Source organism: Cupriavidus sp. NPDC089707 (genome assembly GCF_044748965.1).
Taxonomy (GTDB): domain Bacteria; phylum Pseudomonadota; class Gammaproteobacteria; order Burkholderiales; family Burkholderiaceae; genus Cupriavidus.
The window spans coordinates 13,726-33,575 of record NZ_JBIVHB010000038.1 but is presented as its reverse complement, the minus strand read 5'-3'; the positions used below and the strand labels follow the sequence as shown (position 1 = coordinate 33,575).

General features: G+C 64.9%; 21 protein-coding genes and 1 pseudogene. 7 read left to right on the top strand and 15 right to left on the bottom strand.

Annotated elements, in window-relative coordinates; all coding sequences use genetic code 11:
- Positions 1-70: 70 nt before the first annotated feature.
- The 9 genes from ACIP1U_RS31430 to ACIP1U_RS31390 are packed head-to-tail and all read right to left on the bottom strand — an operon-like array spanning position 71 to position 7,911.
- A complete protein-coding gene (locus ACIP1U_RS31430; protein ID WP_400323484.1) occupies positions 71-991 on the bottom strand; it encodes a dioxygenase in 921 nt (306 codons plus the stop codon).
- A 59-nt stretch (positions 992-1,050) separates the two neighbouring features.
- The gene (locus tag ACIP1U_RS31425; RefSeq protein ID WP_400323481.1) at positions 1,051-2,004 is read right to left on the bottom strand and encodes a PDR/VanB family oxidoreductase; all 954 of its coding nucleotides are present in this window, start codon (positions 2,002-2,004) and stop codon (positions 1,051-1,053) included.
- Between the two features lie 48 nt (positions 2,005-2,052).
- Positions 2,053-2,793 carry an SDR family NAD(P)-dependent oxidoreductase gene (locus ACIP1U_RS31420; RefSeq protein ID WP_400323478.1) on the bottom strand — a complete coding sequence of 247 codons (741 nt, stop codon included), beginning with the start codon at positions 2,791-2,793 and terminating at the stop codon, positions 2,053-2,055.
- Positions 2,794-2,801: 8 nt separating this feature from the next.
- Positions 2,802-3,302: an aromatic-ring-hydroxylating dioxygenase subunit beta gene (locus ACIP1U_RS31415; protein ID WP_400323476.1), complete on the bottom strand. Its 501-nt coding sequence runs from the start codon at positions 3,300-3,302 to the stop codon at positions 2,802-2,804.
- Positions 3,295-4,593 carry a Rieske 2Fe-2S domain-containing protein gene (locus ACIP1U_RS31410; RefSeq protein ID WP_400323473.1) on the bottom strand — a complete coding sequence of 433 codons (1,299 nt, stop codon included), beginning with the start codon at positions 4,591-4,593 and terminating at the stop codon, positions 3,295-3,297. Before ACIP1U_RS31410 ends, ACIP1U_RS31415 begins: the two co-directional genes overlap by 8 nt.
- 17 nt (positions 4,594-4,610) lie before the next feature.
- Positions 4,611-5,762 (bottom strand): amidase, encoded by a 1,152-nt coding sequence (locus tag ACIP1U_RS31405; RefSeq protein ID WP_400323470.1) that lies wholly within the window; start codon positions 5,760-5,762, stop codon positions 4,611-4,613.
- Positions 5,759-6,301: a nuclear transport factor 2 family protein gene (locus ACIP1U_RS31400; RefSeq protein ID WP_400323467.1), complete on the bottom strand. Its 543-nt coding sequence runs from the start codon at positions 6,299-6,301 to the stop codon at positions 5,759-5,761. Before ACIP1U_RS31400 ends, ACIP1U_RS31405 begins: the two co-directional genes overlap by 4 nt.
- 3 nt (positions 6,302-6,304) lie before the next feature.
- Positions 6,305-6,673 (bottom strand): hypothetical protein, encoded by a 369-nt coding sequence (locus ACIP1U_RS31395; protein WP_209762072.1) that lies wholly within the window; start codon positions 6,671-6,673, stop codon positions 6,305-6,307.
- A 47-nt stretch (positions 6,674-6,720) separates the two neighbouring features.
- A complete protein-coding gene (locus ACIP1U_RS31390; RefSeq protein WP_400323464.1) occupies positions 6,721-7,911 on the bottom strand; it encodes an acyl-CoA dehydrogenase family protein in 1,191 nt (396 codons plus the stop codon).
- A gap of 254 nt (positions 7,912-8,165) precedes the next feature.
- Between ACIP1U_RS31390 and ACIP1U_RS31385 the strand changes: the two genes are divergently transcribed.
- Positions 8,166-9,686 (top strand): ATP-binding protein, encoded by a 1,521-nt coding sequence (locus ACIP1U_RS31385; protein ID WP_400323461.1) that lies wholly within the window; start codon positions 8,166-8,168, stop codon positions 9,684-9,686.
- Here the strand turns inward: ACIP1U_RS31385 and ACIP1U_RS31380 are convergent.
- Positions 9,683-10,318, bottom strand: a complete 636-nt coding sequence (locus tag ACIP1U_RS31380) for a response regulator transcription factor (protein ID WP_400323458.1) — start codon at positions 10,316-10,318, stop codon at positions 9,683-9,685. The genes ACIP1U_RS31385 and ACIP1U_RS31380 overlap by 4 nt on opposite strands.
- 243 nt (positions 10,319-10,561) lie before the next feature.
- On the opposite strand from ACIP1U_RS31380, the gene hpaC reads away from it, so the two are divergent.
- The 3 genes from hpaC to ACIP1U_RS31365 all read left to right on the top strand — a co-directional run bounded on the left by hpaC (position 10,562) and on the right by ACIP1U_RS31365 (position 12,654).
- Complete coding sequence (gene hpaC / locus ACIP1U_RS31375; RefSeq protein ID WP_400323455.1) at positions 10,562-11,059, top strand: 4-hydroxyphenylacetate 3-monooxygenase, reductase component; 498 nt, start codon at positions 10,562-10,564, stop codon at positions 11,057-11,059.
- Between the two features lie 46 nt (positions 11,060-11,105).
- A complete protein-coding gene (locus tag ACIP1U_RS31370) occupies positions 11,106-11,465 on the top strand; it encodes a 4-oxalocrotonate tautomerase family protein (protein WP_400323452.1) in 360 nt (119 codons plus the stop codon).
- A 271-nt stretch (positions 11,466-11,736) separates the two neighbouring features.
- Positions 11,737-12,654 (top strand): Bug family tripartite tricarboxylate transporter substrate binding protein, encoded by a 918-nt coding sequence (locus tag ACIP1U_RS31365; protein ID WP_400323500.1) that lies wholly within the window; start codon positions 11,737-11,739, stop codon positions 12,652-12,654.
- 240 nt (positions 12,655-12,894) lie between these two features.
- Here ACIP1U_RS31365 and ACIP1U_RS31360 read toward each other — a convergent pair whose 3' ends face one another.
- On the bottom strand, positions 12,895-14,088 hold the full coding sequence (locus ACIP1U_RS31360) for a M20 aminoacylase family protein (protein ID WP_400323449.1): 1,194 nt from the start codon (positions 14,086-14,088) through the stop codon (positions 12,895-12,897).
- Between the two features lie 48 nt (positions 14,089-14,136).
- Positions 14,137-15,141, bottom strand: coding sequence for a tripartite tricarboxylate transporter substrate binding protein (locus ACIP1U_RS31355; RefSeq protein WP_400323446.1), 1,005 nt, complete (start codon positions 15,139-15,141; stop codon positions 14,137-14,139).
- Between the two features lie 141 nt (positions 15,142-15,282).
- Between ACIP1U_RS31355 and ACIP1U_RS31350 the strand changes: the two genes are divergently transcribed.
- Positions 15,283-16,182 carry a LysR family transcriptional regulator gene (locus tag ACIP1U_RS31350; protein ID WP_400323443.1) on the top strand — a complete coding sequence of 300 codons (900 nt, stop codon included), beginning with the start codon at positions 15,283-15,285 and terminating at the stop codon, positions 16,180-16,182.
- Positions 16,183-16,310: 128 nt separating this feature from the next.
- Here ACIP1U_RS31350 and ACIP1U_RS31345 read toward each other — a convergent pair whose 3' ends face one another.
- Complete coding sequence (locus ACIP1U_RS31345; protein WP_400323440.1) at positions 16,311-16,586, bottom strand: hypothetical protein; 276 nt, start codon at positions 16,584-16,586, stop codon at positions 16,311-16,313.
- Between the two features lie 244 nt (positions 16,587-16,830).
- Between ACIP1U_RS31345 and ACIP1U_RS31340 the strand changes: the two are divergent.
- Together ACIP1U_RS31340 and tnpC are read left to right on the top strand one after the other, a co-directional pair.
- Positions 16,831-17,889, top strand: a pseudogene (locus tag ACIP1U_RS31340) (Tn3 family transposase); the annotation flags it as partial.
- Positions 17,886-18,221, top strand: a complete 336-nt coding sequence (tnpC, locus tag ACIP1U_RS31335; RefSeq protein ID WP_400323437.1) for a Tn3 family transposase post-transcriptional regulator TnpC — start codon at positions 17,886-17,888, stop codon at positions 18,219-18,221. The pseudogene ACIP1U_RS31340 and the gene tnpC, both read left to right, overlap by 4 nt.
- Before the next feature lie 351 nt (positions 18,222-18,572).
- Here the strand turns inward: tnpC and ACIP1U_RS31330 are convergent, their stop codons facing one another.
- Positions 18,573-18,791 (bottom strand): hypothetical protein, encoded by a 219-nt coding sequence (locus ACIP1U_RS31330; protein WP_400323434.1) that lies wholly within the window; start codon positions 18,789-18,791, stop codon positions 18,573-18,575.
- 211 nt (positions 18,792-19,002) lie between these two features.
- On the bottom strand, positions 19,003-19,785 hold the full coding sequence (locus ACIP1U_RS31325; protein WP_400323432.1) for a TorF family putative porin: 783 nt from the start codon (positions 19,783-19,785) through the stop codon (positions 19,003-19,005).
- Between the last annotated feature and the right edge of the window lie 65 nt (positions 19,786-19,850).

The following is a 19,850-nucleotide window of genomic DNA, read 5'->3' as shown; positions in this document are numbered from 1 at the left end:
CGCGGTGCGGCACAGCGAGCGACTACGAGAGCAAAGCGGCTACCGCAATAAGCTTCGCCGCTGCAGGGCCTTAGCCACGTTCGGTCTCATACCGACTGGCGGGAAGCGCCTCGCGTTCGTTCGCCGCATCCTGCAAGCGGAAGTCGAACCGGATCCGGGTGAATGGGGCGGTGATTTCGAGCGATTCGTACCCTGCCGCGCTTTTAACCTGCTCAAGCTCCACAATGAGCCCGTCACGCGTGGCAAAGGCGAAATCGTCGTCCAGGTAGGTGTCACCCGGAATGTTGACCTGTGTGGTCAGCGCACGCTTGCCCTCACCGGAAACGAGGAAGTGGATATGCGCGGGGCGGTTGCCGTGACGGCCCAGCAGATCGAAGAGCTCGGATACCGGGCTGTTGGGCGGAATCGCATAACCGGGCGGCAGGAAGCTGCGAAACCGGTAGCGGCCGAGTTCGTCGGTCTCGATGCGGCGGCGCAGGTTGTAATCCGACTGGGACGGGTCGAAGTGCGAGTAGCGACCGAATTCATTGCAGTGCCAGACGTCGATCACGGCGTGCGGCACCGGCCGGCCGTCGATGCCAAGCACCTGGCCTTCCATGACGAACGGTGTGCCCTTGTTCTCGTTGCCGGCGTCGAGACGAACCTCGTTGCGCGACAGCGGGGCGCCGGGCACATAGAGCGGGCCTTCGATGGCGCGCGACGTGCCGGAGGCGCGTGCGGCAGCCAGATCGGCCTCATCCTCACGGATATCGAGCAGGCGGTCGAAGCCGAGACCGGCGGTGATGAGGCCGATCATGTCGGCCTGGCCCAGACGGGTCAGCCATTTGACGGCGGCCCAGAATTCATCCGGATTGACGTCGAATTCGTCGATGGTGCGGAACAGGTCGCCGACGATGCGTGCGGTGATGGCGCGCACGCGCTCGTTGCCGTCCTTGCCGATGCGGCGGCTGTTCACCAGTTCAAGAAGCTGTGCGGCATTCATTTCAGCCATGATGGAGTCTCCTTTTGTTTGGGGTATTGATGGTTGGAAGCGGCCGCAAGGCCGCCGTGCTACAGATCCAGAACGATCCGGGCCGTGCGCGAGCGCGACACGCAGGCACAGATCTGCTTGTTGGACGCCTTCTCCTTTTTGGAGAGGCAGTTGTCGCGGTGATCCGGCTCGCCCGCGAGCACGGGCACCACGCACGTGCCGCAAATGCCTTCGCGGCATTCGGTGTCGATATCGCAACCAGCGGCCTGCAGGGCATCGACGAGCGAAATGCCTTCCGGGACGACAATGACCTTTCCACTCTGCGCCAGTTCGGCCTCGAAGGCTCCGGCCGGCAGACTCGCCGCCTCGGGATCGGCCTGGAAGTGCTCCAGGTGAACCGCATCTGGCCCAATGCTCCGCTCGCCCTCCTCGACGACGCGGCGCATGAAGGCAGCAGGTCCGCAGGTATAGGCGAGCGCGCCCGGCGCTGCATTCGCCATGCAGCCGGCAAGCACTTGCCCTACATCATCGCGCTCCTTGGCCATGTGGAACGTCACCTTGCCCTCGAACGCTTCGGACTCCAGGAGATGGACAAAGGCGGCATGCCCCCGCGAGCGCACAAAGTAGTGCAGGTGGTACGGCTGGCCGAGCCGGTTCAGACGGTACGCCATGCTCAGCAGCGGCGTGATGCCGATGCCGGCGGCGAACAGCAGGTACTCGCTGGCCCCCGCTTCGAGGCTGAACAGGTTGCGCGGGGCACTGATAGACAATTCCGCGCCTTCCTGCACGCTCTCGTGCAGCGCGGCGGAGCCTCCGCGCGAGGCGTCCTCGCGCTTCACCGCGATCAGGTAGCCTGACGTATCGTCGGGCGGGCTGCACAGGGAATACTGGCGTGTGACGCCGGTCGGCCCGAGCACGTCGACGTGAGCCCCCGGCTCATAGGGCTCAAGCGCTGCGCCATCGCAGGGCACCAGGCGGAATGAGCGGATTCCGACTGCCTCTTCCACAACCTTTTCGACTCTGACTTTGTACATGACTACCCTTCCAGACTAACTACCTTGAACCAGTTTTCGCGCGCAAGATCAGCGCATCAGGAGGCCGCCGTTCGCGTCCCAGTTGGCTCCCGTGACCGCGCCCGCGGAGTCGGCGGCCAGCAGCAGCACGACATCCGCCACATATTCGGGCGACCCAAGCCGCTGGACGGGGATCGACCGGCGAATCGCGTCGAGCCGATCGGCCGGCACGGTTTCATGCACGACCGGCAGGTCCAGCGGACCGGGCGAGACGCAGTTCACGGTCACCCCATGCGCAGCGAGTTCGCGCGCGAAGACTTTGGTCAGGACCGCGACACCGCCCTTTGCCGCGGCGTAGTGCGCGCCAGTGGCGGTGCCGCCGCTCTGGCCGGCAAGCGAGCCGATATTGACGATGCGGCCGAAGCCCCGCTGCGCAAAATGCGCGCCGAACACCTGCGAGCCGACGAAGGTGCCGCGCAGGTTGATGGCCACCACCTGGTCGAACTCTTCGGGGCTGATATCCATCAGCGCCGAAACCTTGGACCTGCCAGCGTTGTTGACCAGCACGTCGGTGCCAGCCCAGCGCTCCTGCAATGTCGCCAGGGCTGACTCGAACGCGCTCTTGTCGGTCACGTCGAGGGCAAGGCCGATGGCCGATTCGCCGGAGCGGTCCAGCGAATCGGCGACGGCGCATGCCGCACGGAGGTCGAGGTCGCCAAGCGCCACCCGGTAACCGGCGGCGTGCATGCGGCGCGCGATGACTTCGCCGAGGCCGCGCGCGGCGCCGGTGATCAGGGCAACTCGTTTCATGACGCCTCCTACAGCAGGAATCCGAGAGCGTTCAGGCTGTCGGCGGAGTTGATCAGACGCACCACCTTCTGTTCCAGGCGGATGCCTTCCGGCGTGAAGCGCAGGCGGTGTGTCAGGTCTGCCGCGAAAAGCGTGTGGATCTCGCGCTTGTACGCAACCAGGACCTGCGCCGAGCTGACCTCGACGACGTCAGCCGAACGCGATACCTCGGTGAAGCGCGAGACGGTGCGCACGGTACGGGCGGCATCGACGGCCGACACGGAGTTGCCGGAGGTCAGGCGCTCGATGCGCATGGCACGCATGCGCGCGTCGTCGTAGGCGTAGTTCAGCGTGGCCTCGAAGTCGGTGGTGTCCGGGTCGATCGGCACCACGTAGTGGCCGGTGTCGCTCCACAGTCCGGCCCACTGCTGATAGTTCTTGCGGTCGAGCAGTTCCGCCTCGCGCCAGATGAACTCGGCGGCAAGCTGCAGCGAGGGCGAGACCACGGACAGTTCGTTCGGCTTATTCATCGCTCATCATCCTTTTCCACATGCGGTAGGCTTCGCGCATGCCCCCTTCGTCGGTGGCGTGCGAGATCTTGTCGCCGTTGTCGGCGACGATTTCGCGGTTCAGGCCGCGGTTGACCAGGATCGGCACGTCCTTGCCGGCGTACGAGCCGCGCTGCACGCGCTCCCAGGCTTCGGCGTCGTCAGGGCTGCCGAAGCCGAAGGGGCCCTGGAAGTGCTCGTGGATGCGCAGCCGCTCGCGGTTGGCGATCTCGGGGCCGCCGTCCATGCCCAGGGCAATGTGGCGAATCTCGGTTTCCGTCGCCGATACCGGATGCAGCACGCGGAAGAAGGCCATCGACATCGCGACGTTGGGAAACAAGTTCAGGTTGAAGCCCGCGCCATGCAGCGCACGGACGATGCGGCGCACCTGCTCGGGCGGCATCTCTTTTGAGAGCGCCTCGGTCACGTGCGCGAAGCGTTCCTGCAACGGCTCCGTGCCGTCGTCCTGGTCGAGGTCGACGTGCCCGGGCACCATCACCATCACGCTGTGGCCGTTGCCCAGCGCGTGGGTGACCGCCTTTTCGTCGGTCATGAAGGACAGCATCTCGGACGTCTCTTCATCCACCGACGACATCCACGACTTGTGGACGATCGGGAAGTGGTAGCCGTCGGTGGTGTTCTCGAGCTGGATCTTCCAGTTGCCCCGGAAGCGGAATTTGTGTTCGCCCTGCGTCTTGATGGGATAGCCCGCGCCTTGCTTCATGAACAGGTCGATCCAGCGCTTTGCCTCGCCGAGGAAGTCGCCGAGCGGTTCCACATCCTGGTTGAAGCTGGCGAATATCATGCCGGCGTAGCTGTCCACGCGCAGCGAGCGCAGCGGCAGTTCTGTCTTGTCGAGGATGTCCTCGTAGCCGTCGGGGTAGGGCAGGGCGCGCAGCTTGCCGTCCAGGCCGTAGGACCAGCTATGGTACGGGCAGGTGAAACCGGTGGCGTTGCCTTTCGACTTCTCGCACACCGTGGCGCCGCGATGGCGGCAGCGATTCTCGAGCACGCGGATGGCGCCGGTCTTGTCGCGCACGACAATGACGGGCTGGCGCCCAATCTTCGTGGTCTTGAAGTCGCCGGGGTTGCGGATCTCGCTCTCGTGCGCGACCCAGATCCAGGTCTTGTAGAAAATGCGCTCTTGCTCGAGCTCGAACAGGCCGGGATCGTAGTACATCGAACCGTCCACGCGGTCCGCCTGCACCAGTTGCTCAGGCTTTGCCGCGAAGGTCAGCGGCTGGTAGCTATCGTGGGTATCGTGGGAACACATGCTAGTTCTCCGTGGGTTCAGTGGGAGGCACCATCGGCAGCGACGGCGCGCTCGATCCGGGTTGCGATGGCGCAGACCGTCTCGTCGTCACGCTTGCGTCCGACGATCTGGAGCCCCGCCCTGATGGTGACGCCGGGGACGCCGGGCAGCGGCACGGGCAGGGTGAGTGCGGGATGGCCACTCAGGTTGAAGGGCCGCACCAGCGAGGTCAGGCCGAGGATCGGCGCCCCTTCGCGGACTGCGGCAAGGGTCGGGGGCAATCCGGGAAGCGTGGGCAGCACGATGGCGTCGACTTCGTCGAGCACGGTGTCGACCTGCGCCATGAATGCATGGCGCACGACTTCGGCCTGCAGCAGATCGTCGCGCCCGACGTGGCAGGCGGCCAGCAGGCGTTGCTCGACATCGGGCTGCAATGCACCCGAGCCGGTCAGGTGGCCGAAGGCCGCCCAGGTCTCGGCACTGATGATCTGCATGCCGGCCTCATAGGCGGCCCCCATGCCGTCGAGTCGGACACGTTGCGCGGAGATGCCTGACTTGCGTAGCGCACTGGCGACGGCTTCGAGAATCGCGGGGTCCGCCTGCACATCGTCCAGCAGGCCGATGCGGAAGCACCGCCCGGAACCGTGCGCCTGCAATGCGTCGAAGCCCGGCGCAATCACCGCCATCGCGGCGACGATGCCCCCGACGTCATCCGCGAAGGGGCCAACGCAATCGAGCGAGGACTCGGCCGGATGCGCGCCCCGGCGGCTGACGCGGCCAAAGGTCGGCTTCAGGCCAACGACCCCGCAACAGGCTGCGGGCATGCGGATGGATCCGCCGGTATCGGTGCCCAGCGCGATGCGCACTTCGCCGGCGGCTACCGCGGCGGCGGAGCCGCTGGAAGAACCACCCGGAATGCGATCGGGAGCCTGGGGGTTGACCGGTGTGCCGGCGAAGTCGTTGATGCCCGAGATACCGAAGGCGAGTTCGTGCATCGTGGTCTTGCCGACGATGGACCAGCCGGCATCGAGAAGCCGGGACACCACTTCCGCGTGCTCGGCAGCGGGCGGCGCATCGCGCAGCGCCCGGCTGCCCGCGGCCGTGGGGTAGCCCGCGATGTCGATGGAATCCTTGATGGCGATGGCGGGACCGGAGCCCCCCAGGCGGATGCGTGAGACGAAGGCGGTCATTGCGACGTCTCCTTGCGCGCTAGCGCGATCTCCAGGCACGACAACCGCTCCGTCTGGAAATGCCTGATGCGGGCGGTTCCGTCAGTGTCGACCGCGAATTCGACGGCCAGGCGTGCCGAAATCAGTGCGGTCTTCCCGCCGGCATGGACCGATAGCTGCTGCATGATCCAGTGGCCGCGCACAACGCCCGCTTCCGCGGCCATCGCTTCGCTGGTGAGGAAGTGCACGTTGCGCAGGAAATGCGGCGAGGGCGGAAGGTAGCCGCGCAGGAAGTCGCCGATGGCGGCCGGTCCGACGTGCCGGCCGAACCCCGTGGCGTATTCGGCGCCGACGCCTTCCCATATGGCGTCGCCGGTGAACAGGGCTTCCAGTTCTACGTCACGTGCATCGCTCGGCGCCGGCACGTCGCACAACGACATATAGCGGGACAGCGTGCGCCGCGCCGCGTTCTGGGCTTCGAGCGCGGCAAGCCGGGTTGCCAGGAGACTCGCGGCGGCGCCGGTCTCGCCGGACTGCGCGATGCACTGCGCTTGCGTCATGGCTCAGGCCGCCTCGGCGGGGATTTCGAGCGCGCGACCCACGCGCGCCTCGATCTTGGCGTAGCGCCACAGGCTATGCTCGCCGACCGGCGTGGTGCGGAACAGGTTGCAGGCGGCGACGACGGTTGCATAGTCCACGACGTCGGCCATGATGTAGACGGTCCATGGCGACGTCGTGGAGGGGCCGACCATCAGGCGGTCATCGTCGATGGCGCCGAGGATCGTGACGCCGGGCAGTGCCGCCATGGATTTCATCATGGCGCTGAATCCCTTCCACACTTCGATGCCCTGGCCCGTTGGCAAGTCGAAGAAGTTCTGGGTGATGCCGATGCAGAAGAGGACGCGCAGGGGAGTTTGGGCAGGTTGCGACATGGGGACTCCGGGTGGTTCTGGGGTGGAAGGAGGGACGATGTCGCGGGTCAGATGTACCCCGGCATGGGGGGCACGCCCAGGCATACGGCGCCGGCGGCGTCGTACAGTCCTTCGCCAAGGAACGCGTGCTGGGTCACGACCATCGCGTCGCGCAGGTAGCGCTGCAGCGGGTGCCCGTCGTAGATCGCGGCCGTGCCCGCGAGCAGGTAGGCTGCCTGCACAGCGGATGCGCCCGCGCGCGTGGCCTGCACTGCCGCAAGGCGCACCAGGCTGGTTTGTTCGGCAGAGACGGCGTCGCCCTTCAGGATCGAATCCCAGGCCGCCTCGGTGGTCTCGTAGAAGAAGCCGCGCGCTGACCGCAGCTCGGCTTCCGCCTTGGCCACGGAGATGCGCAGGTATGGGCGGTCGGCCATCTTCGGCGCGCCGGTAATGCCGGTGCGGCCGCCGGCCATCCGCGACACCTCATCCAGCGCCGCGCGGGCGACGCCAAGATTGACCACCGCCAGTACCTGCGCCGCGTAGGCGAGGGAGGGGTAGCGGTAGAGCGGTTCGTCGACGGAAGGCGTGCCGCCGCGCACGAAGGTCCACGCGTCGGAGACGAATACGTCCCTGACGCGAAGATCATGACTGCCGGTGCCGCGCAGCCCGATCACTTCCCAGTTCTCGACGATCTCCACATCCTCGGGCATCAGCACGGCCGTGCGCGGCTTGCCGCCGTCGCCGACGCCGATGCCCACGCCGAGAATGTCGGCGCCCTTGCAGCCGCTCGCGAACTTCCACAGCCCGTTGACGCGCCAGCCGCCATCGACCTTCTCGGCTGGCTGGATGGGAAACAGGCCACCGGCGAACGCGATGTCCGGCCCATTTGCGTAGAGGCGGGCGAGGGTGTCGCGGGGCAGCGCTGCAAGGTAGACCGCGGCCGAGCCGAAGCTCGCGACCCATCCGGCGGAGCCGTCGGCCTCGGAGATCGTCTCGATCAGCCTGAGGAATTCAGACGGCGACCTTGCATCGCCGCCGAAGCACCGCGGCGTGGCGGCACGATAGACACCGAGCTGCTTCAGGCGGGATACCATATCCCGCGGCACGTGCCGCTTCGCGTCGAATTCATCCCGGCGGGCGCGGACCTCGTCCAGTACGCGGGCGAGCAGGTCCGGGCGCGGCCCGGCATCGGTGGCCTGGGGCGCAGCGATGCCGAGGTGTTGGTTGAGGAGGCTTTCCGACACGGCGGAATGCAACATGGTTGTCTCCTGTGGATGGTGTGGGCCGGCTCGGGAACCGGCTCTGACGGTGTGGACCGTTGAAACCAGTCTAGCGACGGCCCAGGGGGCCAAACAATTGGAGCGGGGCGTGCATTGCCGCACGGTTTCCCGGGGCCGGATAAAGGAAATACCTATACGGGTCCGGGCTGTCCCGGCGGTACGCTTCGGGATGGATCTATTCACGAGCGCGGCCGTGGCCTCCGGGCGAGCTTCCGCGCGCAGGAACCACCAACATGTACTCATTCGGCAAAGACGACTTCTATCGCATGGTCGAGGCGCTGACCCTGCGCGTGATCCTCCATGACGTGGAGACGAAATCCATACTCTGGGCGAACCGCGCGGCGCGCGAGACACTAGGCTTTACGCTGGAAGAGTTTCCGGCGCTTAAGGCACCCGACATGACCAGCAGCGCGGCGAAGTACAGGCGCGAGGTGGGGCTCAAATGGCTGGATGACGCGGCCCGGACGGGCCAGAGCGTGATCGAATGGTGTTACCGGGCAAAGAACGGCAACGAGATCCTGTCGGAGGCCATCGCCACGCGTGTGTCGCTGGAGTCCCGTGACGTGCTGATCGTGCAGTTCCGGGACATCTCGGCGGAGGAGGCCCTCAAGCGCGAGCTGCGGCGCTCGAAAAGCCGGCTCAGGGAGTTCATGCATGACCTGGCCGAAGGCGTCGTGGTGGTGGATCGCGGCGGGTGCGTGGTGTACGTCAGCGAATCCGGGTGCCGGATCCTCGGGCGTGCCGAGGAAGACGTGCTCGGGGCGACGTTTGACACCTTCTGCGAAGTTCCCCTGATGCCTTTACTGCGCGACAACGTGCCGCCGGATGCGACCACCCGGGGCTCCTTTTCCACGCGGTACCGCGTGCGGACCGCGGCGGGAGAGCTGCAGTGGCATCAGGCGGCCATGCGCTACGTAGAGATCGAGGACGATGTCAGCGGCTACCTGCTGCTGTTTCGCGACGTCACGGCGCAGGTCGAGGCCGAATCCCTGGAGCGGGAGCGGGAGCGGGAGATCGAATACCTCGCCCGCTACAACGCGATGGGGGAAATGGCGATGACGATCGCGCACGAGCTGAGCCAGCCCCTCGCGGCAACGCGCAATTTCATCGAGGGCGCGTCGATGCGCCTCGCAAAGAACCATGCCGATCCGCATCCGATCCGCTTCGGGCTCGAGGCGGCGGCCCGCCAGGTGGAGCATGCGTCGCTGATCATCAAGAGCATCCGCGAGTATGTCGTCAAGCTCGAACAGGCCGAAGTGCTGGCCAACCTGAACGACATCGTCAACGACAGCGCGTATTTCATCTCCCTCAAGTGCGAGGAAGCGGATGTGCGGCTCGAACTGGCGCTATCCGCGGACCCGTTGCCGATCAGTTGCGAGAAGGTCCTGATCGGTCAGGTGATCCTCAATATCGCGTTCAACGCCATCGAGGAGATGGCGACGCTCCCCAGCGATCGCCGCACGCTGCGCATCGAAACCTGCGCCGCCGCAGACAAGGCGATCCTCTCGGTGCACGACCAGGGGCGCGGGCTGCCGCATGCCAACAGCCAGCGGATCTTTGACGGATTCTTCTCCGGCAAGCCGGGCGGCAACGGAATCGGGCTCGCGCTCTGCAAGAGCATCGTATCGCGGCATCGCGGCGACATCTGGGCGCAGAATCGCGTGCCCTACGGCACGTCGTTTGCCTTTTCCGTGCCGTTGTGCGCGAGCCCTGCCTACCGCAGACGCCGTGCCGCAGACCGCCGCGCCAGCTAGCCCGGCGTGCCGCCCGAACCCGACGCCCAGACCTCCATCACCTCACGCACCAGCGTGGCCGTGCTCACCACGCCGAGTTTCTCGCGGATCTTGGTGCGATGGACGTCGACGGTCTTCACGCTGATGTGCAGTTCGTCCGCAATGACCTTGCTCGCCTTCCCGTCCAGCACGCGGCGCAGGATTTCCTGTTCGCGCGCGGTGAGTTTGTCCAGTTTCGCGCGGATCTTCTTGCGTTGCTCGGCGCAGTCGTGCAACTGGATCGCCCGCTTCAGGGCGCCCTGGATCTTCTCGAGCATCTGCTGCGGGTTGTAGGGCTTTTCGACGAAGTCGATCGCGCCGTGCTGCAGCGCCTTCACCGACATCGGAATGTCCCCGTGCGCCGAGACGAAGATGATCGGCAGCGTTGCACCTTGCGCGTTGAGGATTTCCTGTAGCTGGAATCCGCCGGTCTCGGGCATGCGGACGTCCAGCACCAGGCACGCAGGACGCTTGGGATCGTAGGCGGCCAGGAAGTCCCGCGCACCGGCAAAGCACTCGGCCTGGACCGACACCGTTTCGAGGAGCCATGCCAGGGAAGTGCGGAGTTCTTTGTCATCGTCGACGATGTAGACGATAGCCGAGGAAGCAGTCATTTCGGGGGCGCTTTCGTGTATGACGTACCGCACCAACGGGGCGGCGGGTGCACATCTGAGTGGGCTGCCCGGCCGGGTGCTTGAAGTGTCAAGGGTACACCAAGCCCGCTGATTACCAGGATAAAGAAAACACGTAGATGGCCTCTCACTAGCCTGCCAATCCGGGTGGTTCGCATGAATAGCGGCCGCGGCGGTCATTGCCCTACGCTTTCAGCAAAGCCGATAACGTAGCGAGGCCACCCGATGAATGCCGTCAATCAAACAGAATTCCGCCAGGCCATGGCGCACCTGCCCGCCGGGGTCAACATCATCACGACACAGGGCTCGGCAGGTCGATGCGGCATTACTGCCAGCGCCGTGTGCTCGGTGACCGACTCGCCGCCGACCATCCTCGTCTGCGTGAACCGGGCCAGTGCCTCGCACGCTGTCTTCCAGCGCAATGGCCGCCTTTGCGTCAATGTGTTGAATAGCGAACAGGAAGAGCTTGCCCGGCATTTTGCCGGCATGACGCAGGTGCCGATGGAAGATCGTTTTGCCTGGGACATCTGGGACGAAGGCGATGCCGACCAGCCGGCCCTGCGCGATGCCATTGTCAAGCTGCAAGGCAGCATCAGCGATTGCAAGGAGGTGGGTTCCCACTCGGTCATCTTCGTCACGCTCGATCGTGTCACCGTCAGCCAGCAAGGTGGGAGCCTGGTTTACTTCAACCGCGATTTTCACTGCGTACAGCGCGCGAGATAGCGCCTGCCGCTTGTGCCGAAGCGCACCGCCGGGGCACGTTCTTGCAATGCCGTTCCATCGTCGCCACGTTGGGCGGCATCACTTTGGCGCGGGCCTAAGGGATTTACCTATGCGCCCTGCCAGAACCCTCTATGCGGGCGCAAATGCGACCCAATATCGCGCACCCGCGGTACGTCATACGCTGCGCTGGGAATTTCACCAAAGGAGAGAGGCAATGCCGGTTGTGCAGATTTACCTAATCGAAGGCCGATCGCAGGAGCAGAAGGAGGCGTTCATCACCGATGTCACGGATGCCGCAGTCAGTTCGCTTGGCGTGGACCGCTCCTCGGTCAGGGTGATGTTCCTCGACGTGCCGAAGACCGACTACGCCATCGGCGGCCAGACCGCGAAGACGCTCGGCCGGTAGGCCGCCAGTCAATCAAGCAAGAAACGCGACACCGGGCCGTCTGCATATCGCAGGCGGCGTGACAAAGGCGCACGCCCACCACGGTTGTCGCGGCCACTATCCACAAAGGAGACAAGTCATGCGACCAGATAGCGATCTCACGATCGATGCCATGCCCGCCCATGCCGCGCCGCTGCCGGAGGAAAGATTCCGCGAAGCGGACGCCATGGCCGGCGAACGCGTGGTCGGCAAGATCTACCGCCGGCTGCTCGCCCTCATCGTTCCGCTGCTGATGCCGCTCGCGGGCCTCGCCGCTGATGGACGACCCATGGAATGGGTTGTCGGCTACGCCGCTGGCGGAGGCTCCGACGTTGTCGCCCGCATGCTGGCCGAAGCGATGGGCAAGGCGCTCGACCGCACCATCGTCGTCGTCAACAAGCCGGGGGCCGGCTCCAACATCGCAGCCGACTACGTGGCCAAGAGCAAGGACATCGGCAACGTCGTGATGACCGCCGATTCGGCGATGTTGGCCGCCAACCCATCGCTCTACAGCAAGCTCACCTACAGCGCGGAGAAAGACTTCGCGCCGGTCGGATCGATCGCTCGCTTTCCGCTGGTTCTAGTGGTGGCGCCGAACGTGCCGGCGACGAACCTGAAGGAGTTTCTCGCCTGGGCCAAACGCAACTCGGAGGGCGTGACCTACGCCTCGCCGGGAGCAGGCAGCCCGCACCATTTGGTGACCGAACTGTTTCGCCAGCAAACAGGACTGAAGCTTACGCATGTGCCGTACCGCGGCGCGGCGCCGGCGCTGCTGGACCTGATCGGCGGCCGGGTGCCGTTCATGTTCGTCGACACCTCGAGTGGAGGCGCCTACATCACGTCGGGCAAGGTCAAGCCGATCGGCGTGGCCAGTGCCTCACGGCTCAAGACGATGGGCGAGATTCCGACCTTGAGCGAGCAGGGCATGGCCGGCTTCGAGGCCTATGCGTGGCAGGCGCTGGTGGTGCCGACGGCCACGCCGCGGGAGGCAGTCACCGCCCTCAACAAGGCGTTGGTCGAGGCGCTCGGCACGACGGCCATCAAAGCGCGCATGCAGGCACTCGGCATCGAGCCCACGCCGAGCACGCCGGCCGAACTCGCCACGTATGCGCGCAGCGAGCGTGAGCGGTGGGGACGCGTGATCCGCGATGCCGGAATCAAGCTGGATTGATTCGCACGCGAGCAAGGAGACCTTGGAAAGATCTACCGCCGGTTGATCGGCTTCCTGTTCGTCCTCTTCGTGTTCTCATTCCTGGACCGCATCAATATCGGCTTCGTGGGACTGACGATGGGGCGCGACCTCGGCCCCTCGGGCCGAGCCAGACACTGTTGGGGTGGGTCGAACAAGAGCAAGTCGAGAGCGGCGAGCGCGAAGGTGTGACAGCGGACCCACGCCGATGCGCAAGCCCAATTACAGGAGGAAACGCTGGGCGAGTAACACCCAGTATGCCGCCCCGATCGGAAGATTCCGGTCGTTGAAGTCATAGTTGGGGTTGTGCACCATGCAGGCGCCGTGGCCGCCATTGGCCTCGTCGTCCGAACCGTCGCCGTTGCCGATCAGCAGGTAGCTTCCTGGCACCTGTTCGAGCATGAAGGCGAAGTCCTCGCTGCCGGGCAGCGCCGGCCCTTGCAGCACGACCTCTTCCGGCCCCAGCAGCTCGAGCGCCGTCTGACGCGCGAATTCGGTCTCGTCCCGGGTGTTGACCAGCACTGCATACCCTTGCCGGTAGTCGATCTCGGCCCGTACGCCATAGCTTTCCGCCTGGGCCTGCACGAGGGCCTTGATGCGCCGCTCGAGGGTAGTACGCACGTCCCGGTCCAGCGCCCGCACGCTGATCTCCAGCGTGGCCTCCTGCGGAATCACGTTGTTGGCGCGGCCCGCATGCATGGCGCCCACGGTCACCACTGCCATCTGCAGCGGATCGACGTTGCGCGAGACCACGGTCTGCAACGCCAGCACGATGCCGGCCGCCGCCACCAGCGGATCGGCCGCGCGGTGGGGCATGGCGCCGTGGCCGCCCACACCCTTGAGGGTCACGGTGACGTAGTCCGACGATGCCATGGTGGCGCCGTCGCGCAGCACCAGCCGTCCCTGCGCCATACCCGGCATATTGTGCATGGCGAAGACGGCGTCGCAGGGGTATTTCTGGAACAGCCCTTCCTCGATCATGCGCAAGGCACCGCCCAGGCCTTCCTCGGCCGGCTGGAAGATCAGGTTAAGCGTGCCGGAGAAGTCCGCCTCCTGCGCCAGGTATTCGGCGGCGCACAGCAGCATGGCGGTGTGGCCGTCATGTCCGCAGGCATGCATCACGCCGGCGTGGCTGCTGGCGTAGGCGACCCCGGTCGCTTCGTCGATCGGCAGAGCGTCCATGTCGGCCCGCAGGCCGAGCCGGCGCTTGCCATTGCCGCGCCGCAGGCGGCCGACCACGCCAGTGCTGCCCAGGCCGCGCTCGACTTCATAACCCCATTGCGAGAGGTGTTCGGCGACGACGTCGCTGGTGCGATGCTCCTGGAAGCCGAGTTCCGGGTGCTGATGGATGTCGCGCCGCAGCGCGACGAACTTGCTCGCGCGACGGCGCAGCGAGTCCAGAATGACATGTTGCATGGGGGGCTTTTCCTTCCTTGTGCGATGACGTTGTCTCGTGGCGCCGCTTTATTGCGGCTGCAGTCCGATGGACTTGGCCAGGCTGCGGTAGCGCGCGGTTTCGCCCTCATAGAAGCGGGCGGCCTCCTGCAGCGTCATCGGCGCGGCCACGATCTGCATCTGGGCTTCCAGTCCGGCGCGCACGGCAGGGTCCTTGATCACATCGCCGAGCGCTTGGCTCAAGCGCTGGACCACGTCCGGCGGCGTTCCCTTCCTGACCATGAAGCCGGTCCAGATGGTGAAGGCGAAGTTCTTCAGCAACTTGCCTTCGCTGATGGTAGGCACATTCGGCAGCAGCGCGGGGCGGGTGGCGCCGGCAGTGGCCAGCAGCTTCAGCCGCCCCTGCTGCGCCATGGCGCCGAGCGCGGCGTTGAACGGCACGATGGCGAAGTCGAGCTGGCCGCCGCCGATGTCCTGCACCAGCGGCGCTGCGCCCTTGTAGGGAACGTGGGTCATGCTGGTCCCGGTGAGCTGCTGCATATGCTCGACCAGAATGTGGTACAGCGAGCCGACGCCGACGCTGCCGTAGGAAAGTGGCTTGTCCTTTCGGCTGCGCGCCAGCGCGATCAGTTCGTCGGAGGAGTTCGCTTCCAGGTCCTTGCGCGCGATTAGCGCAAGCACCGCCGTGGAGATCGGCTGAACCAGCTGGAAGTCTTCCGCCTGCAGCTTGACCGCGGCATTCGCCAGTGGGGAAAGAATCACTTCATTGGGCGAGCCCTGGAACAGGTAATAGCCGTCGCCCGGAGCAGCCAACACCTTCTGCGCGGCGATGGCGCCGCTGACGCCGCCCAGGTTTTCCACCAGCACCGTCTGGCCGAGCTGCTTGCCGATGGGATGGCTCAACACCCGGGCAATCGCATCGGAAGCGCCGCCGGCCGGGTAGGGAACCATCAGTACCACCGGCTTGGCCGGAAAGGGCGTGGCGGCGCCGGCAGTGCCCGCGTAAATGGGAGCGGCCACCAAGCCCGAAAGCAAGGCGGCGAGCAGCCGGACCACGCGTTTTGTGAGGTGCATCATTGTCTCCTGATATGGGTGCCGGGTCTGTTCTGCCCCCGCGGGCGCGCCCGGCTGACAGCCATGTTAGGAAGGCGGTGCGCGGATGTCCAATGCATCATTTTTCTCATTATCATTACAAGATTGCATACGAGGACGGCGATGAACCTGATTCAGCTCAAGCACCTGATCGCGCTGGCGGAGACCGGCTCCTTCAGCCAGGCCGCAGCACGGCTGCACCTCACGCAGCCGGCGCTCAGCCGGAGCATCCAGGCGCTGGAAGCGGAGTTGGGGATGCCGCTGGTGGACCGCATCGGCAAGCGCAACGAGCTGACGCCTTTCGGGCAGCTGGCGCTGGAGCGGGCGCGGCGCATCGCCTTCGAAGCCGGCGAGTTGAGGCAGAGCGCGCGGGACCTGCAGGCGGGGGAGGCCGGCACCCTGCGCATCGGCCTCGGCTCGGGCCCGGGCGCCATGCTGATGACGCCTTTCCTGGTCCATATGGCGCGGCACCATCCCAAGGTCAGGCTCACTATTTCGCGCGGGGCCACCAATCTGCAACTGCAGCTGCTGCGCGGCCGTGCCCTGGATGGCATGGTGATCGACCTGCGCTCCCTGGTGCCGGGCCCTGACCTGCGCGTGGAGCGGCTGCCGGACCTGCGGGCCGGCTTCGTTTGCCGCAGCGGCCACCCCTTGTGCAAGCTGCGCCGCGTGCGCTTCGACGATCTGCTGGCCTACCCGATAGCTTCCAGCCCTTTGTCGGACGAGGTGGCGCGAATCCTGATCGCCCACTTCGGGCCGCGCGCGCACCCGGACCAGCTTGTCACGCTGCGTTGCGAGGAAATCGCCAGCCTGGTGGAAGCGGCCCGAGTGACCGATGCCGTGTTCCTCGGCATCTTTGCCGCTGCGCGCGAACACATCTCAAGCGGGGAACTGGTGGAATTGGCCCTGATGCCACCCCTGCATACCAGCGCGCAGTTTGCGCTGATCACCCTGCAGGGGCGGACGGCGGCGCCCGCCATGGACACGCTGCGGGCCTTCATGGAAGAGAGGATGCGCGAGTAGCGGCGGTGGCGGCGGCGCGCTTGCCCAGGCGTTGGCGGCGAAGCCTTCATGCACCACAACCATGACCTCGGCGAGCGACCGGCTGTCTACCAGCAGCCACGCGAAAGGCGGTGCGGCATGCGATGAGACTAGACTGGGGGATCGCCAAAGGCCTTCCGCGCAAGCGCCTTCTCGAAATCCACTGTCCACGACGTGCCGCTTCCGGCTTGGAAGTCGTGGCGGATCCCAGTGGCCTTGGCTTCAACAGCCACCACTCGAGGTATTTGGCCGGGCCCACCCCCAGGAGGGTTCCCCTCATCCGCTACTACGACGAAGTCCTCTGGGATCCACTCGTACTTCTGGCAGGCCGCTTCGAAATCCTCCTGCTCATCGAGAGGCAGCTCATCGAACAACTTTCGAGCCATGGTCACCTCCAATAGTTTCGATGTGCCGACGGCGCCGCCACGAGCTGGATGGGCGCCCAGACAGCTATGGAAGCAAATGTGCCGCATCTGCGCGAGCCACACAAACAGAAGAGCGCAATCTTGACCTGGCTCTTGCGCAGGCACAGGCCAAAAACGAGGCGCAGCAAGGCATCGTGTGTCATTTCCGGCTTTATCCCGGCATGCTGATCGTCTCAAATCGGCCGAGGCCGTGTGGAAATGTCTCGAGCACCGCAAGACCGATTGGCTCGCCGACGAGGTCGACCTGTCGTTCGCGTCAGAGCGCTGGCGCAAGCTGGTGCGTCGCTCGCCTACCTTGGGCAAGCCGACGAATCGGCGCTACCTGGAGGTGTGCCTGTTTTCCCATCTCGCCGGCGATCTGCGCTGCGGCGACGTTTGTATCGAAGGATCGGGTAACTTTGCCGACCTTCGCCAGCAATTGATGCCGTGGGAAGAATGTCAGGCGATGCTGCAGGATTATTGCGACCGGATCGGTCTTGCATCCGATGCGCAAGGCTTCGTCAACGACCTCAAGAAGCTGCTGACGGAGACGGCCGAACAGGTCGACAGTGAATTCCCCCAGCATGCCGGCGACGTGACGGATCTGCGCTTCTACAAGGCGGAGAAGGGCACCCGCTACAAGCACATCGACCGTCTGTTCAGCGATGTCATCGATTGGAAGCTGATCCGCAATCACTGGAAAGATCTGATGCAGGTGGCGATTTCGATCCAGGCCGGCCGCTTCATGTCGCCGATGCTGCTGCGCAAGCTGAGCCATGAGGGCCGGCACAACCGGCTGTTTGCGGCAGCGCGTGAACTCGGTCGCGTGCTGCGCACGGTCTACCTGCTGCGCTGGATCTCGCAGAAGGACATGCGGCAGGAAGTGACGGCGACCACCAACAAGATCGAGTCGTACCACGCCTTCACCAAATGGCTCGACTTCGGCGGCGACGTCATTACCGAGAACGATCTGAACGAGCAGCAAAAGCGCGTGCGTTATATCGATCTGGTGGCCTCGGCCGTGATTCTGCAGAACACGGTCGACATGATGCGGATCCTGCAAGAACTCCACGCCGCCGGCGAACCGGTGTCCGCGGCCGATGCCGCCTTCATGAGCCCCTATGGCACCACCGGCGTCAAGCGGTTCGTCAACTACCACCTCGATTTGAAGCGGCCGCCGGAACCGTGGCTCAAGGAATCCTTGTTCCGCCAGGCCTTGAAGCGCGCCCGCGCGGACGCCGGCAATGGCAAACGCAGCGAGAACAAACCGGGAGCAACAATATGAACGATTCCGACGAAACGGTCGAAACGGCCTACGGTCGCCTGGACCGGGCAGCGTTGCGGCAAGCGCAGGACACGTACGACACAGCGATCCTACTACGCATGGTGGACGAGCTTGATGCCCTGCTGGCCGATGCCCGCGCCGAGGATGGACTGCGCGATATGCTGCTGCGTCTGCATGGGATGGCGCATACGGTCATCAACGGCGCCGGGATGACGGTCGCAACAGGCGAGGAAAGTTGCCGGAATTGGCGTTCGACACACAGGCCGAAGTGCTGCGACTCGTCACGATGCTGCAAGGCTGGCTCCGTCAGATCGAGCCGCTGGAGCAGCTGACGCCGCGCAATTGATCGCATAAGGGGTCACTTCAGAATTCGGACAATATTGCACGCCAAGCGACTGCCAGGGGCGGTCGTGCTCGTTGACCGTCCTGGCGGAGAAAGTACCTCAGCCAACCGGAAATCCGTGCGGAAGCCTTATCTGGTAAAGGTCCGACGGCATTCTCAGCAAGTCCTTCATGGTCGACGCAATTCCCGCATCATCGGTTTGGCCCGACAAATTGCGCCATTGGGAAACGACTGGTTATCGTAATAGTCTGCGTCCCCAGCCAGCTCACCGCTCGGCTGGAAAACCTTGCCAGGCGCCAATCTCCCGGCGTCGGCGTGCAATATTCTCCGAATTCTGAAGTCACCCCTCCATGGCCGCTTCACGGTCCGTACGGGACACCTCCACGTGCAGGGTGGTCTCGCCGTGGCGGTAGTCCACGTTCACCACATAGACTCGGGCAAGGCTGCCGATCGCCCTGTGCATGGACTGCCGCAGCGCGAAGACTTCAGTAGACGCCACCGCAAGACGAAGGCGGATCCATCGCGACGCCGGTTGTGGGACCGCCTGCAGCACGGTCACAGTGCCTTCGCCACTGCGTAAGGCGGAGCGTCGGGGAACGCTGTCAACGACCAGGCTTGACTGTCGCATGATTCGATGGACCCTCGCAGTAGCGGGTCGCGTGTTGGAGATGGGTCTATGCTAGCCAGCGCCGTCTAAATTTGATGCAAGGATATGAGGCTGACGCATTAAATCGGCATAAAAACCGGCGGCGCCGGCAACGTCCTGATACTCAGAATGTCTTCGTCAGCGAAGCCCACGCAATGCCGCGCCCCATGTAGCGGCCCTTGGCATTGGTGTACACGGCCTTGTCGGCGTTGGTATCGATATAGGCCACCGCCAGTGCAAAACCCTTGCCCAGGTCCTTCGTCAGGCCGATCTTCCAGTCCACATACGAGGCGTTGGCAACCTGCACCTTCTGGTAGCCCACATGCGTATTCAGCGTCAGGCCCCAGAAATTCAACGGAACATTGGCCGACAGGTCGATGTACCAGCTGTGCTTGCTGTCAGCGAAGCCGAAAAGATTGGTCGGCGCATAGGAGTACTTCAGCGTCACCGGACCATAGCCCAGACCCGCATACACCTCGGTGGTGTAGGGGCGCGTGTAGTTTGCCGGATAGTCGCCCGGGTAGTAGTACTGCAGTACGCCGATGTCGTAGCTCCAGTCTCCGCCGCTGAACGTGTTCTTGTAGCCGCCGTAGAAATCCATCTCAATCGGCGCCGACACCTCGGGGTTGCTGTCCCCCAGCCAGCTGATGCTCGAGTTCCAGTTGCCGAGATAGAAGCCACTCGCATGGCTGTAGTCGAACCCGCCCTGGATTGCGGGCCGCCGGTTGGTCTGCATCAGGCCGCGGTAGCGATATTCGGTGGCCACCGAGACGTTGGCGGTGAACGTATGTGCGGACGGTTCGGTGTCAGGCTGGGATTGCGCCACGGCGGGCATGGCGGTGAACAGGAGGACAGAAGGTACGGAGCACGCAAGCAATGCGGCCGCGGCATGGCACAGGACAGTCATTTGTTCTTGTGACGAAGTTGAAGGGATCCCGTTGCAGGGAGCCTCGCCACGATATGGCCTGACGC

Bases quoted from the DNA above. Each gene is read 5' to 3' on its own strand.
- ACIP1U_RS31430 (WP_400323484.1), bottom strand. From the start codon at position 991: ATGGCTGAAATGAATGCCGCACAGCTTCTTGAACTGGTGAACAGCCGC.
- ACIP1U_RS31425 (WP_400323481.1), bottom strand. From the start codon at position 2,004: ATGTACAAAGTCAGAGTCGAAAAGGTTGTGGAAGAGGCAGTCGGAATC.
- ACIP1U_RS31420 (WP_400323478.1), bottom strand. From the start codon at position 2,793: ATGAAACGAGTTGCCCTGATCACCGGCGCCGCGCGCGGCCTCGGCGAA.
- ACIP1U_RS31415 (WP_400323476.1), bottom strand. From the start codon at position 3,302: ATGAATAAGCCGAACGAACTGTCCGTGGTCTCGCCCTCGCTGCAGCTT.
- ACIP1U_RS31410 (WP_400323473.1), bottom strand. From the start codon at position 4,593: ATGTGTTCCCACGATACCCACGATAGCTACCAGCCGCTGACCTTCGCG.
- ACIP1U_RS31405 (WP_400323470.1), bottom strand. From the start codon at position 5,762: ATGACCGCCTTCGTCTCACGCATCCGCCTGGGGGGCTCCGGTCCCGCC.
- ACIP1U_RS31400 (WP_400323467.1), bottom strand. From the start codon at position 6,301: ATGACGCAAGCGCAGTGCATCGCGCAGTCCGGCGAGACCGGCGCCGCC.
- ACIP1U_RS31395 (WP_209762072.1), bottom strand. From the start codon at position 6,673: ATGTCGCAACCTGCCCAAACTCCCCTGCGCGTCCTCTTCTGCATCGGC.
- ACIP1U_RS31390 (WP_400323464.1), bottom strand. From the start codon at position 7,911: ATGTTGCATTCCGCCGTGTCGGAAAGCCTCCTCAACCAACACCTCGGC.
- ACIP1U_RS31385 (WP_400323461.1), top strand. From the start codon at position 8,166: ATGTACTCATTCGGCAAAGACGACTTCTATCGCATGGTCGAGGCGCTG.
- ACIP1U_RS31380 (WP_400323458.1), bottom strand. From the start codon at position 10,318: ATGACTGCTTCCTCGGCTATCGTCTACATCGTCGACGATGACAAAGAA.
- hpaC (WP_400323455.1), top strand. From the start codon at position 10,562: ATGAATGCCGTCAATCAAACAGAATTCCGCCAGGCCATGGCGCACCTG.
- ACIP1U_RS31370 (WP_400323452.1), top strand. From the start codon at position 11,106: ATGCCGTTCCATCGTCGCCACGTTGGGCGGCATCACTTTGGCGCGGGC.
- ACIP1U_RS31365 (WP_400323500.1), top strand. From the start codon at position 11,737: ATGCCGCTCGCGGGCCTCGCCGCTGATGGACGACCCATGGAATGGGTT.
- ACIP1U_RS31360 (WP_400323449.1), bottom strand. From the start codon at position 14,088: ATGCAACATGTCATTCTGGACTCGCTGCGCCGTCGCGCGAGCAAGTTC.
- ACIP1U_RS31355 (WP_400323446.1), bottom strand. From the start codon at position 15,141: ATGCACCTCACAAAACGCGTGGTCCGGCTGCTCGCCGCCTTGCTTTCG.
- ACIP1U_RS31350 (WP_400323443.1), top strand. From the start codon at position 15,283: ATGAACCTGATTCAGCTCAAGCACCTGATCGCGCTGGCGGAGACCGGC.
- ACIP1U_RS31345 (WP_400323440.1), bottom strand. From the start codon at position 16,586: ATGGCTCGAAAGTTGTTCGATGAGCTGCCTCTCGATGAGCAGGAGGAT.
- tnpC (WP_400323437.1), top strand. From the start codon at position 17,886: ATGAACGATTCCGACGAAACGGTCGAAACGGCCTACGGTCGCCTGGAC.
- ACIP1U_RS31325 (WP_400323432.1), bottom strand. From the start codon at position 19,785: ATGACTGTCCTGTGCCATGCCGCGGCCGCATTGCTTGCGTGCTCCGTA.